14 protein-coding genes are annotated in these 11,562 nt (G+C 52.5%); 9 read left to right on the forward strand and 5 right to left on the reverse strand.

The window, feature by feature from the left end; translation table 11 throughout:
* Nucleotides 1-9 precede the first annotated feature (9 nt).
* Nucleotides 10-222 (reverse strand): YdgH/BhsA/McbA family protein, encoded by a 213-nt coding sequence (locus OGX90_RS05960; protein ID WP_003825262.1) that lies wholly within the window; start codon nucleotides 220-222, stop codon nucleotides 10-12.
* Nucleotides 223-351: 129 nt separating this feature from the next.
* Between OGX90_RS05960 and OGX90_RS05965 the strand changes: the two genes are divergently transcribed.
* Together OGX90_RS05965 and OGX90_RS05970 are read left to right on the forward strand one after the other, a co-directional pair.
* Entirely contained in the window at nucleotides 352-873 is a 522-nt protein-coding gene (locus OGX90_RS05965) for a Crp/Fnr family transcriptional regulator (RefSeq protein WP_286610520.1), read from the forward strand.
* A 58-nt stretch (nucleotides 874-931) separates the two neighbouring features.
* A complete protein-coding gene (locus OGX90_RS05970) occupies nucleotides 932-1,438 on the forward strand; it encodes a YgjV family protein (protein ID WP_128612241.1) in 507 nt (168 codons plus the stop codon).
* On the opposite strand, the gene fdhD is transcribed toward OGX90_RS05970, so the two are convergent.
* Nucleotides 1,405-2,241, reverse strand: a complete 837-nt coding sequence (fdhD, locus tag OGX90_RS05975) for a formate dehydrogenase accessory sulfurtransferase FdhD (protein ID WP_286610517.1) — start codon at nucleotides 2,239-2,241, stop codon at nucleotides 1,405-1,407. The genes OGX90_RS05970 and fdhD overlap by 34 nt on opposite strands.
* A gap of 194 nt (nucleotides 2,242-2,435) precedes the next feature.
* Between fdhD and fdnG the strand changes: the two genes are divergently transcribed.
* The 4 genes from fdnG to fdhE are packed head-to-tail and all read left to right on the forward strand — an operon-like array spanning nucleotide 2,436 to nucleotide 7,959.
* Nucleotides 2,436-5,486 (forward strand): formate dehydrogenase-N subunit alpha, encoded by a 3,051-nt coding sequence (gene fdnG / locus OGX90_RS05980; protein WP_100247862.1) that lies wholly within the window; start codon nucleotides 2,436-2,438, stop codon nucleotides 5,484-5,486.
* 12 nt (nucleotides 5,487-5,498) lie between these two features.
* On the forward strand, nucleotides 5,499-6,401 hold the full coding sequence (gene fdoH / locus OGX90_RS05985) for a formate dehydrogenase O subunit beta (protein WP_003825273.1): 903 nt from the start codon (nucleotides 5,499-5,501) through the stop codon (nucleotides 6,399-6,401).
* A complete protein-coding gene (fdoI, locus tag OGX90_RS05990) occupies nucleotides 6,398-7,033 on the forward strand; it encodes a formate dehydrogenase cytochrome b556 subunit (RefSeq protein ID WP_003028686.1) in 636 nt (211 codons plus the stop codon). The genes fdoH and fdoI overlap by 4 nt, the downstream gene beginning before the upstream one ends.
* Nucleotides 7,030-7,959: a formate dehydrogenase accessory protein FdhE gene (gene fdhE, locus OGX90_RS05995; RefSeq protein ID WP_003028685.1), complete on the forward strand. Its 930-nt coding sequence runs from the start codon at nucleotides 7,030-7,032 to the stop codon at nucleotides 7,957-7,959. The genes fdoI and fdhE overlap by 4 nt, the downstream gene beginning before the upstream one ends.
* A 43-nt stretch (nucleotides 7,960-8,002) precedes the next feature.
* On the opposite strand, the gene nadS is transcribed toward fdhE, so the two are convergent.
* Entirely contained in the window at nucleotides 8,003-8,290 is a 288-nt protein-coding gene (gene nadS, locus OGX90_RS06000; protein ID WP_038635893.1) for a NadS family protein, read from the reverse strand.
* Nucleotides 8,291-8,602: a type II toxin-antitoxin system RelE/ParE family toxin gene (locus tag OGX90_RS06005; protein ID WP_286623344.1), complete on the reverse strand. Its 312-nt coding sequence runs from the start codon at nucleotides 8,600-8,602 to the stop codon at nucleotides 8,291-8,293. It lies immediately after the preceding gene.
* 219 nt (nucleotides 8,603-8,821) lie between these two features.
* Here OGX90_RS06005 and OGX90_RS06010 point away from each other — a divergent pair, with 219 nt between their 5' ends.
* From OGX90_RS06010 to OGX90_RS06020, 3 genes are all read left to right on the forward strand, one after another.
* Complete coding sequence (locus OGX90_RS06010) at nucleotides 8,822-9,751, forward strand: alpha/beta hydrolase (protein ID WP_111466282.1); 930 nt, start codon at nucleotides 8,822-8,824, stop codon at nucleotides 9,749-9,751.
* 84 nt (nucleotides 9,752-9,835) lie between these two features.
* Nucleotides 9,836-10,147, forward strand: a complete 312-nt coding sequence (locus tag OGX90_RS06015; RefSeq protein WP_048215202.1) for a type II toxin-antitoxin system HigB family toxin — start codon at nucleotides 9,836-9,838, stop codon at nucleotides 10,145-10,147.
* Nucleotides 10,144-10,590, forward strand: coding sequence for a helix-turn-helix domain-containing protein (locus OGX90_RS06020; protein WP_048215203.1), 447 nt, complete (start codon nucleotides 10,144-10,146; stop codon nucleotides 10,588-10,590). Before OGX90_RS06015 ends, OGX90_RS06020 begins: the two co-directional genes overlap by 4 nt.
* Before the next feature lie 17 nt (nucleotides 10,591-10,607).
* On the opposite strand, the gene fabY is transcribed toward OGX90_RS06020, so the two are convergent.
* The gene (gene fabY, locus OGX90_RS06025) at nucleotides 10,608-11,549 is read right to left on the reverse strand and encodes a fatty acid biosynthesis protein FabY (RefSeq protein WP_003825286.1); all 942 of its coding nucleotides are present in this window, start codon (nucleotides 11,547-11,549) and stop codon (nucleotides 10,608-10,610) included.
* Nucleotides 11,550-11,562 lie beyond the last annotated feature (13 nt).

Raw genomic sequence — 11,562 nt, forward strand, 5'->3', positions numbered from 1 at the left:
TAAGGTATCTTATTTCAGCAGTTCAGCGGTCATGTGCACGCGGTTACCGGTGTATGCCTGAGTGATTTTGTAATCGCTGGCGCCCGCACGTTCAGCCTGAGCGGCGATTTTTGCTTCAGCGCTTTCCAGCGTAGAACCGGTTGCGGTCACTGTCTGAGCAGCGAAAGAACCAAAAGAAGTAGCCAGAGCGATAACTGCGACAAAAGTTTTGATGCTTTTCATAATATAAACCCTTTAACTTAGTTGTTTGAGTAAGGCACCGTGCCTTGATGTGATAAATAATAGGCTGATACCCGAACAACTTAAAGCGGAAGGATTTGCCAGTCTTATTCAAATTATTTGAGAGATAAGATGTCGCGTAATCAAGAACCAAAATGCCTCGCAGGCAGCCGTAGAAAAACGCAACCGGCGGGTAGTTGGTTACTTCGTCAGGGTGAACTACAAAGTAAAATTCATCTTTTACATCATGGTGTGGCTCGTGCGGTTTATCACGCGGACAACGGTGTTGAAAGAGTTAAAGAGTTCTACTTTGCCGGGGAATACTGCTTTCTGTACCTGAACTGGCTAACTAACACACCTGCCGATTACAGTCTGCAAATGATCGCCGCGGGAGAAACCACTGAAATCCCCTTGGCTTTGCTGGATGCACCGGAAAATCAGGATATTAAGACTCAGCTACTGGTCCAGCAATTGATCTACAAAGAGAAAAAAGAGCAAATGCTGCTGCTCAATACCCCAGAGCAACGCTATCAGTACGTACAAACACACTTCCCGGACTGGGAGTCACAGCTCACCCAGCGCGATCTTGCCAGCTATATCGGCATTACCCCCGTTAGCCTGTCTCGTATTCGCCAGCGTCTTAACAAAGGTTAACGCCTTACGGTGATGTGTCGATTATTGTCCCGTCACTCTTTAATAGATGGCGACCACAATGAACGCATTTCTTCTTTCTCAGATGCTGGCTGGCATCAGCTTCTTACTGGATATTTCCGCTTTTCATTTTCAACGCCGGGCTATCACTTTAACGCTGCTCACCAGCTCTACTTCTCTGTTAGCTATCCATTTCTATCTTTTGGATCAACACGCTGCGGCTGGGTTAATGATCATTGCCGCATGCCGCTATGCGACGGCCATCGTCACTTTTCACCGCTGGGTGATGTGGGGATTTATGCTGGGGTCGCTGCTGTGTAGCATTTATCTTTGGCAAAATCTGTCGAGTATTTTGCCGCTGATGGGAAGCCTGCTGATGACATTTGCGTCATTTCAAAAACGCAGCGGAAAATTACGGGGATACACCTTGTGTGGCAGCCTGTGTTGGCTGCTGAACAATATGATTGTTGGCTCGCCAGTTGCCGTAATCATGGAACTGGCATTTTCCGGCAGTATTCTGGCCGCCTGGTGGCGTCACTGCGCGACCAGACGTTGCGGATGCGTATAGATCGTCGCCCTGCCCGGTTTGCAAAAACCCACCAGCGTCAGGTTACAACGTTCGGCAACTTCCACGGCGAGCGTTGTCGCCGCAGAAACAGCAAACAGGATCTCCACACCGCACATCGCCGACTTCTGCACCATCTCATAACTGGCACGGCTGGAGACTAATACCGCGCCCTGTTGCCAGGTTTCCCCTTCGATTGCACGTCGTCCCAGCAGTTTATCCAACGCAACATGACGTCCAACATCTTCATGCCCGCCCGCCAGATGACCTGACGGCTGTATCCAGGCAGCCGCGTGCGTGCAGCCTGTCAGTTGCCCCACGGGTTGAAAATCGTTGAGATGTCGTAAAGCGTTATCAAGATTCGCCAGATCGAATGTCTGGGTAAACGGCAGCGGCTGGACCGGCTTGCCAATGTCATTGAGCTGCTCCACGCCACAAACGCCGCAACCGGTGCGACCGGCCAGCGCGCGACGACGCTCCTTCAGCCCCATAAAGCGACGGCTGGACAGTTCAACCTGCACTTCCAATCCGTTGCAGGAAGGCACTACGTCCATTCCGTAGATATCCTGCGGGGACTCAATAATGCCTTCAGAAAGTGAAAAACCCACCGCGAAGTGCTCAAGATCTTTCGGTGATGCCATCATCACCACGTGCGAAATCCCGTTGTATACCAGCGCAACAGGCACTTCTTCAGCTACCTCATCAGGCTGAGGATGTTGCAAATCCTCGCGCTTCCAGAGGGTCAACTGGCGCGATCCTGTCGAAGATGTCACATTCTTGATGTTTTCTTGAATAATCTTATTCACTTTCTTTTAACCATATTGGAACACGCATACCAACATTGTGGTATTCTTTACAAATCCCTCCTGGACGGAGGGAAATTCACCCAATTCTGGACCTTTGCGGTCCCGTCCGCAAAGAAAAATAACAACCACTTCCCTCGCGTTCGCGTTACAGAAAAGCGAAGGGAACGTGACAATGTCGAAACAAGGAGCGAACCATGCAGGTCAGCAGAAGGCAGTTCTTTAAGATCTGCGCTGGCGGTATGGCAGGCACCACGGCAGCGGCACTGGGCTTTGCACCCGGCGTAGCGCTCGCGGAAACACGGCAATATAAACTGCTGCGCACCCGCGAAACCCGTAACACCTGCACTTACTGTTCCGTTGGCTGTGGACTGTTAATGTACAGCCTCGGTGACGGCGCAAAAAACGCCAAAGCATCCATCTTCCATATCGAAGGGGACCCGGATCACCCGGTGAACCGTGGCGCGCTGTGCCCGAAAGGGGCAGGACTTGTGGACTTCATCCACTCCGAAAGCCGCCTGAAATTCCCGGAATATCGCGCACCAGGCTCAGATAAGTGGCAACAGATTAGCTGGGATGAGGCATTTGACCGCATCGCTAAGCTGATGAAAGAAGACCGCGACGCTAACTACGTTGCACAAAACGCTGAAGGCGTAACCGTTAACCGCTGGCTTTCCACCGGAATGCTGTGTGCTTCCGCTTCCAGTAACGAAACCGGCTATTTAACGCAAAAATTCTCCCGCGCGCTCGGTATGCTCGCGGTCGACAACCAGGCACGCGTCTGACACGGACCAACGGTAGCAAGTCTTGCTCCAACATTTGGTCGCGGTGCGATGACCAACCACTGGGTCGACATTAAAAACGCCAACCTCGTCGTGGTGATGGGCGGTAACGCCGCTGAAGCTCACCCGGTCGGATTCCGCTGGGCGATGGAAGCCAAAATTCACAACGGCGCGAAGCTGATTGTTATCGATCCACGCTTTACGCGAACCGCTGCGGTGGCTGATTTCTATGCGCCAATTCGTTCCGGTACTGACATTGCTTTCCTGTCAGGCGTTTTGCTGTACCTGCTGAACAACGAAAAATTTAACCGCGAATACACTGAGGCCTATACCAACGCCAGCCTGATCGTGCGTGAGGATTACGGTTTCGAAGATGGCCTGTTCACCGGCTACGACGCGGACAAACGCAAGTATGACAAAACCAGCTGGAACTACGAACTGGATGAAAAAGGCTTCGCCAAACGCGATGTCACCCTGCAACATCCGCGCTGCGTATGGAACCTGCTGAAACAGCACGTCTCCCGCTACACGCCGGACGTCGTAGAAAACATCTGCGGTACGCCAAAGGCCGACTTCCTGAAGGTCTGTGAGTACATCGCAGAAACCAGTGCCAAAGATAAAACCGCGTCGTTCCTGTACGCCCTGGGCTGGACACAACACTCCGTGGGTGCGCAGAACATCCGTACCATGGCGATGATCCAGTTGCTGCTTGGCAACATGGGGATGGCTGGCGGCGGTGTTAACGCCCTGCGCGGTCACTCCAACATTCAGGGCCTGACCGACTTAGGTCTGCTGTCACAAAGCCTGCCAGGCTATATGACGCTGCCAAGCGAGAAACAGACTGACCTGCAAACCTACCTTGCCGCCAACACGCCAAAACCGTTGCTGGAAGGTCAGGTGAACTACTGGGGCAACTACCCGAAATTCTTCGTTTCGATGATGAAAGCCTTCTTTGGCGATAAAGCGACAGCGGAAAACAGCTGGGGCTTCGACTGGCTGCCGAAGTGGGATAAAGGGTACGACGTCCTGCAGTACTTCGAGATGATGAATCAGGGCAAAGTGAATGGCTATATCTGCCAGGGCTTTAACCCGGTCGCGTCATTCCCGAACAAAAACAAAGTTGTGGCTTCACTGTCCAAACTGAAGTTCCTGGTCACTATCGACCCACTCAACACTGAGACTTCCACCTTCTGGCAGAACCACGGTGAGTCGAACGATGTTGATCCGTCGAAAATCCAGACCGAAGTATTCCGTCTGCCATCCACCTGCTTCGCCGAAGAGAATGGTTCTATCGTCAACTCCGGCCGCTGGCTGCAGTGGCACTGGAAAGGCGCTGATGCCCCGGGGATTGCCGTTACCGATGGCGAAATCCTCGCCGGTATCTTCCTGCGCCTGCGCAAGATGTATGCCGAGCAAGGTGGCGCGAACCCGGAACAGGTGCTGAGCATGACCTGGAACTACTCCACCCCGCACGAACCGGCTTCGGAAGAAGTGGCGATGGAGAGCAACGGTAAAGCGCTGGCCGACATTACCGACCCGGCAACCGGTGCGGTTATCGTCAAGAAAGGCCAACAGCTTAGCTCGTTCGCCCAACTGCGTGACGATGGCACGACCTCCAGCGGCTGCTGGATTTTTGCCGGTAGCTGGACGCCGGAAGGCAACCAGATGGCACGTCGCGATAACGCCGACCCGTCAGGCCTTGGTAATACGCTGGGCTGGGCCTGGGCATGGCCGCTTAACCGACGCATTCTGTATAACCGCGCCTCCGCTGATCCGCAGGGGAATCCGTGGGATCCAAAACGTCAGATCCTGAAATGGGATGGGGCGAAGTGGAGCGGGATGGATATTCCGGACTACAGTGCTGCCGCACCTGGCAGCAACGTAGGGCCGTTCATCATGCAGCCGGAAGGGATGGGACGCCTGTTTGCTATCGATAAGATGGCGGAAGGTCCGTTCCCGGAACACTACGAGCCGTTTGAAACACCGCTGGGGACTAACCCGCTGCACCCGAACGTTATCTCTAACCCTGCCGCGCGCATCTTTAAAGGTGACGAAGAAGCACTGGGTAAAGCAGATAAGTTCCCGTACGTCGGTACAACCTACCGTCTGACCGAGCACTTCCACTACTGGACCAAGCATGCGCTGCTGAATGCCATCGCTCAGCCGGAACAGTTTGTGGAAATTGGCGAGAAGCTGGCGAATAAGCTCGGTATCTCCCACGGCGATACCGTCAAAGTTTCCTCTAATCGCGGCTACATTAAGGCCAAGGCTGTGGTGACCAAACGTATTCGCACGCTGAAGGCTAACGGTAAGGATATCGACACTATCGGTATTCCGATTCACTGGGGCTACGAAGGTGTGGCGAAAAAAGGCTTTATCGCTAACACGTTAACGCCATTCGTCGGTGATGCGAACACGCAGACGCCGGAATTTAAGTCCTTCCTCGTGAACGTGGAAAAGGTGTAACGGAGACGACCTATGGCTTATCAATCGCAAGACATCATTCGTCGTTCCGCCACTAACGGTTTCACCCCCGCGCCTCAGGCGCGGGACCATCAGGAAGAAGTGGCGAAGCTTATCGACGTCACCACCTGTATCGGCTGTAAAGCGTGTCAGGTGGCGTGTTCTGAATGGAACGACATCCGTGATGAAGTGGGCAACAACGTTGGGGTGTACGACAACCCGGCTGATTTGACCGCCAAATCCTGGACGGTGATGCGCTTCTCGGAAGTGGAACAAAACGACAAACTGGAATGGCTTATCCGCAAGGATGGCTGTATGCACTGCGCCGATCCGGGCTGCCTGAAGGCGTGTCCGGCTGAAGGCGCAATCATTCAGTATGCCAACGGTATTGTCGACTTCCAGTCTGAGCAGTGTATCGGCTGTGGCTACTGCATCGCGGGCTGCCCGTTCGACGTGCCGCGCCTCAATCCGGAAGACAACCGCGTCTACAAATGTACGCTGTGCGTTGACCGTGTTGTGGTCGGGCAAGAACCGGCCTGCGTGAAAACCTGTCCAACCGGCGCCATTCATTTCGGCACCAAAGAGTCGATGAAAACGCTGGCAGGCGAACGCGTGGCGGAGCTGAAAACGCGTGGTTACGAAAACGCGGGTCTGTACGATCCGGCGGGTGTTGGCGGTACGCACGTAATGTACGTATTGCACCATGCGGACAAACCGAATCTGTATCACGGCCTGCCGGAGAACCCGGAGATCAGCGCAACCGTTAAGTTCTGGAAAGGCATCTGGAAACCCCTCGCAGCCGTCGGCTTTGCAGCGACATTTGCGGCCAGCATCTTCCACTACGTCGGCGTAGGCCCGAACCGTGCGGAAGAGGAAGAAGACAATCTGCATGAAAAAGACGACGAGGTGCGCAAATGAAACGACGTGACACCATCGTGCGCTACACGGCGCCGGAACGCATCAACCACTGGATCACCGCCTTCTGCTTCATTCTGGCGGCGGTGAGCGGGATGGGCTTTCTCTTCCCGTCTTTTAACTGGCTGATGCACATCATGGGCACTCCACAACTGGCGCGAATTGTGCACCCGTTTGTCGGCGTGATCATGTTTGCCTCGTTTATCATCATGTTTTTCCGTTACTGGCACCACAATCTAATCAATCGGGATGATATCTTTTGGGCGAAGAATATTCGTAAGATTGTCGTCAACGAGGAAGTAGGTGACACGGGACGTTATAACTTCGGCCAGAAATGCGTATTCTGGGCGGCGATTATCTTCCTGGTCCTGTTGCTGGTGAGCGGAGTGGTCATCTGGCGTCCGTATTTTGCGCCTGCTTTCTCAATCCCGGTGATCCGATTCGCGTTAATGCTGCATTCATTTGCCGCAGTAGCGTTAATTGTGGTTATCATGGTGCACATTTACGCCGCCCTTTGGGTGAAAGGCACCATTACCGCGATGGTGGAAGGATGGGTTACCAGTTCATGGGCGAAGAAACATCACCCGCGCTGGTACCGTGAAGTCCGCCAGAAACAGGAAAAGTCATCTGAATGAGTATTCGCATAATCCCGCAAGATGAGCTGGAGAAGAGCGAGAAACGCACGGCGGATATGATTCCGCCGTTATTATTCCCCAGACTCAAAAATTTGTATAACCGCCGCGCTGAGCGCCTGCGCGAGCTGGCCGAGAACAACCCGCTGGGCGACTACCTGCGCTTTGCCGCGCTGATTGCCCACGCGCAGGAAGTGGTGTTGTACGACCACCCGCTGCAGATGGATCTGACCGCTCGCATCAAAGAAGCGAACGATCAGGGCAAACCGCCGCTGGATATCCACGTACTGCCACGCGACAAGCACTGGCAAAAACTGCTGCAATCGTTAATTGCTGAGCTGAAACCAGAAATGAGCGGCCCTGCGCTTGCCGTGATCGAAAATCTGGAAAAAGCCTCAGAGCAGGAACTGGAGCTGATGGCCAGCGCACTGTTTGCCTCTGATTTCGCCTCCGTCAGCAGCGATAAAGCGCCGTTCATTTGGGCTGCCCTGTCGCTCTACTGGGCGCAGATGGCAAGCCTGATCCCCGGCAAAGCCCGTGCGGAATACGGTGAACAGCGTCAGTACTGCCCGGTGTGTGGTTCAATGCCGGTCTCCAGCATGGTGCAAATCGGTACCACTCAGGGGCTGCGCTATCTGCACTGCAACCTGTGCGAAACCGAGTGGCACGTGGTGCGCGTGAAGTGCAGCAACTGCGAGCAAAGCCGTGATTTGAACTACTGGTCGCTGGATAACGAACAGGCGGCAATTAAAGCTGAAAGCTGCGGCGACTGTGGGACTTACCTGAAGATTCTCTATCAGGAAAAAGACCCTAAAGTTGAAGCCGTGGCTGACGATCTCGCTTCACTGATGCTGGACGCGCACATGGAGCAAGAGGGCTTTGCCCGCAGCTCTATCAACCCGTTCCTGTTCCCGGGTGAAGGGGAGTAAGTTTTAAGATCTTCCCCCGGCAATTGAACCAAACTGCCGGGGATTATCTTAGTGCCTGAATGACATGTTTTGGATCATTGGCAATAGCACGTAACAACGCTTTTGCTGGACCGGTCGGTGAACGACGCCCTTGCTCCCAATTTCGCAACGTATCCACGCTTACCGATATCAAATCTGCGAAACGAGTCTGTGATAATCCTGAAGACTGGCGAATTTCCTTTATTTTCATGGCGTCAATATGAAAGGTACGGGAAGGTTGTCGCGTTCCTTCAGCGATCTCATTCATCTGAACCATACTTTGAGTTAATCGCTCAAATAGTGCCTTATCCATTTACCACCTCTCATTCAACATACGCAGCAGCACTTTTTCTTGTGGAGTCAGATCATCCTTGATCCCTTTCTGATAAATCAGCAACAATCGAATTTGTGATTTTCTGATTTGATGAAAGTAAATGATCCTCACACCGCTACGTTTGCCTTTCCCTCGCGCTCTCCAGCGAACCTTTCTCAGTCCACCCGTTTCTTGTATCAGATCGCCACAATCAGGCTGAATCGCAAGGAATATCTGTAATCTACGGTATTCATCATCATCCAGTAATTTTTTGACGTCTTCAGTGAAGATTTCCGTTTCTATGGATAGCATTTTAGTACGCCATTGGACTATATTAATAGAAATTAACTATACGTCAATGGCGTATAGTACATTTTCCTCACAATACAGAATTCAAACAGCAGAAACCAATGACGGTATTTAATCTGCGAGCAGCTTTCCAGAATCATAACCACCCCCATTTTTCCCATTTTCATTCTTAGTTATCCAGGTTATAAACCTGTATATCCATACAGATAAGGGGATGTGAAAATGGCACTGGAAAGCGGGATTGCACAGCTGGTTGAGGCATTTATCGCGGCGGGACGTCCTTCTTCGCGCGAGCAGAATATTGATGACCGGAGAGCAGGCTACATCGCCAGCACGGTACTGGCCGGAGACACTGAAACCCGCGTACAGGTTGAAGATATTGAACTCGATGCCATGATGTTTCGCGTAGTTTCGCCGCGGGGCTGCACGGGAAATCTCCCCTGCGTTATCTATTATCACGGCGGCTGCTTTGTCAGCGGCGGATTTACCACTCATGATAACCAGCTAAGGCAACTCGCCTGGTACAGCGGCTGTCGGGTCATTGCGGTGCAGTATCGCCTCGCACCAGAGCACATCTTCCCGGCAGCACATAACGATGCTGAATCGGGGGCCAATATTATCTGGAAGTATGCCAAGAAACTGGGAGTAGACCGGGACAACATTACGCTGGCTGGCGACAGCGCTGGCGGGCATCTGGCGCTGGTCACCGCACTACGCCTGAAAGCTACCAGGCAATGGCAACCTGCGCAGCTTATGCTGATCTACCCGATGCTGGATGCAACCGCCAGCTTTGCGAGCTATGACCATAATGGACAGGATTACATTATCACCCGCGACACACTGCTGTCGGGCTACGAGATGTATATGCCGCAAACCGATCCATTGCATCCCGAAGTCAGCCCGCTCTGGCGCGAAGACTTCAACGGTTTACCGCCCACGCACATCATTACAGCTGAATTCGACCCACTGCGAGATGAAGGTGAGGCCCTGTATCAACGGTTCCAGGAGCAGGGCGTGGATTGCACCTGCCAACGCTATCTCGGTGTTATCCACGGATTTTTCCAGCTAGCAGGGGTGAGTCAAGCGGCACGAAGCGCAATGCGGGATGTTGCCTGGCGCGCCATAAATTCTACAGCAGTAAGACATGCTTAATTAATATAGTGTTTTCATCTTGTAAACTTAATTGCGTTGCGTTATTTTGTTTTCAGGTTGAAAACCTTGTAATGGAACTACACCGTGCATGTTATCAGCCGAAAACCTTTTAACGAGGCAATGCTCATGTATCCAAATCATCAGCTTGCTCTCGCTGATTTACTGAATGTTTTGGAGAAAAAAACATTCATTCAGCCTGAAGAGATGAAGCAGTATATTCCTTCACTGGATAATTTTAAGTACAGAGATAAATGGTGGGTGATTGATGTTTCTGGTAACAGCCTAAGACTCATCTCCTACATAGATTTCAGGTCACATAAGATATTTGTCAAACATATCGTTTCCCATGCCGAATATGACAAACTGACAGCATATTATCGGGGTAATAAAGAATGAGAACGCATCGTCATATGGATGCAGCCAGCGCAAAAAAGATTGTTGATACCTTCAGCGATGCGGTAAAAACCATCCCACTGTTGGGGGAAGACCGAAATGACACTGAGTATCGCAGGGCACTTGCGCTAGTGGAGTATCTGGTCGACCACGACGATCTTGAAAACCCACTATTTGAATTGCTCTGTGCCCGAATCAGTAAATATGAAAAACATGCGCCGGAATTCAAAGCACTCAACCAACACCTGGAGAAAACACCCTCTGGCGTTTCAGTATTGCGTACGCTCATGGACCAATACAGTCTCAAAGCAGCAGACCTTGCCAACGAACTCGGTTCAAAATCGAACGTCAGCAACATCTTAAATGGTCGCAGAGCACTGACTGTAAGCCATATTAAAGCGCTTGCAGAACGCTTTAATCTTCCGGCAGACGCATTCATCGAGTAGAGAAGATACCCTCTGACTTACTCTTCCTCGTTCCCGCCTTCTTCATATGCGCCAAACGGTTTTGCGGGTAGCACAATGTAAGTGCCTTCAAACACCACACCCGGCGTGTCGTCGCCAAATACCCCGACCTGCATCTGAACGCGCGCCTTACGACCTCTTGCCAGACGATCCAGGTCTCCGCTCAGCGAGCCCAGATCGGCGATGGCTGTAGGTTTCCCGGTGATCGGCCTGCTGTACCGTATATGCGCGTCAGCAAGGATTATCGTCCCGCCGAGATGACGCTCGCGCAGCATTAGCCAGATTAGCCCCCAGCCCGTTAGCGTCGCCAGTGAAAACAGGCTCCCGGCAAACAGCGTATGGTGCGGGTTCTGATTGCCCGTCTCGGGCATCGTGGTGATAAATTTCTGCCCGGTATATTGCTGAATGCGCACACCCATTTTCTCACTCAATGGAATATGTTCGTACCAGGCTTGCTGTAGCTGTCCGCACCAGTCCCCGCGATGGAGAATGTCGTCCAGCGTCGCGATGGGTTTAATCATCAAAAAGTGACGCACCGGCGTGGTTTGCGGCGTGGTGATTTCTCCCTGGCTCACAAACCCCAGCTTGGCGAAAAATTCGACCGCATCTTCACGGGCGCTACAGGTTACGCGCTTTACCCCTTCCTGACGCGCCACAGACTCCAGGGTCATCGCCATCAGCGTGCCCAACCCTTTCTCCTGCACGGAGGGGTCAACGGCCATAAAGCGTATGGAGGCTTCGTTATCCGCATTGATGTACAGACGTCCTACTGCGACCAGATTCCCCTCTTCGTCCACCACCATCTGGTGATGCGCCATCGCATCCCAGGCATCCCGTTCGGAGCCTTTAGGCTGGTGCAACGGTTTACGCAGCATCTCCCAGCGAAACTGGTAGTAACGCTCTAATTCTTCTTCTGTTTGCGGTACTCGAAGGTGATACATCGTCGTATTCTCT

It is taken from the genome of Citrobacter sp. Cpo012 (genome assembly GCF_030333015.1).
Lineage (GTDB): Bacteria > Pseudomonadota > Gammaproteobacteria > Enterobacterales > Enterobacteriaceae > Citrobacter > Citrobacter portucalensis.

Bases quoted from the DNA above. Each gene is read 5' to 3' on its own strand.
- OGX90_RS05960 (WP_003825262.1), bottom strand. From the start codon at position 222: ATGAAAAGCATCAAAACTTTTGTCGCAGTTATCGCTCTGGCTACTTCT.
- OGX90_RS05965 (WP_286610520.1), top strand. From the start codon at position 352: ATGTCGCGTAATCAAGAACCAAAATGCCTCGCAGGCAGCCGTAGAAAA.
- OGX90_RS05970 (WP_128612241.1), top strand. From the start codon at position 932: ATGAACGCATTTCTTCTTTCTCAGATGCTGGCTGGCATCAGCTTCTTA.
- fdoH (WP_003825273.1), top strand. From the start codon at position 5,499: ATGGCTTATCAATCGCAAGACATCATTCGTCGTTCCGCCACTAACGGT.
- fdoI (WP_003028686.1), top strand. From the start codon at position 6,398: ATGAAACGACGTGACACCATCGTGCGCTACACGGCGCCGGAACGCATC.
- fdhE (WP_003028685.1), top strand. From the start codon at position 7,030: ATGAGTATTCGCATAATCCCGCAAGATGAGCTGGAGAAGAGCGAGAAA.
- nadS (WP_038635893.1), bottom strand. From the start codon at position 8,290: ATGGATAAGGCACTATTTGAGCGATTAACTCAAAGTATGGTTCAGATG.
- OGX90_RS06005 (WP_286623344.1), bottom strand. From the start codon at position 8,602: ATGCTATCCATAGAAACGGAAATCTTCACTGAAGACGTCAAAAAATTA.
- OGX90_RS06010 (WP_111466282.1), top strand. From the start codon at position 8,822: ATGGCACTGGAAAGCGGGATTGCACAGCTGGTTGAGGCATTTATCGCG.
- OGX90_RS06020 (WP_048215203.1), top strand. From the start codon at position 10,144: ATGAGAACGCATCGTCATATGGATGCAGCCAGCGCAAAAAAGATTGTT.
- fabY (WP_003825286.1), bottom strand. From the start codon at position 11,549: ATGTATCACCTTCGAGTACCGCAAACAGAAGAAGAATTAGAGCGTTAC.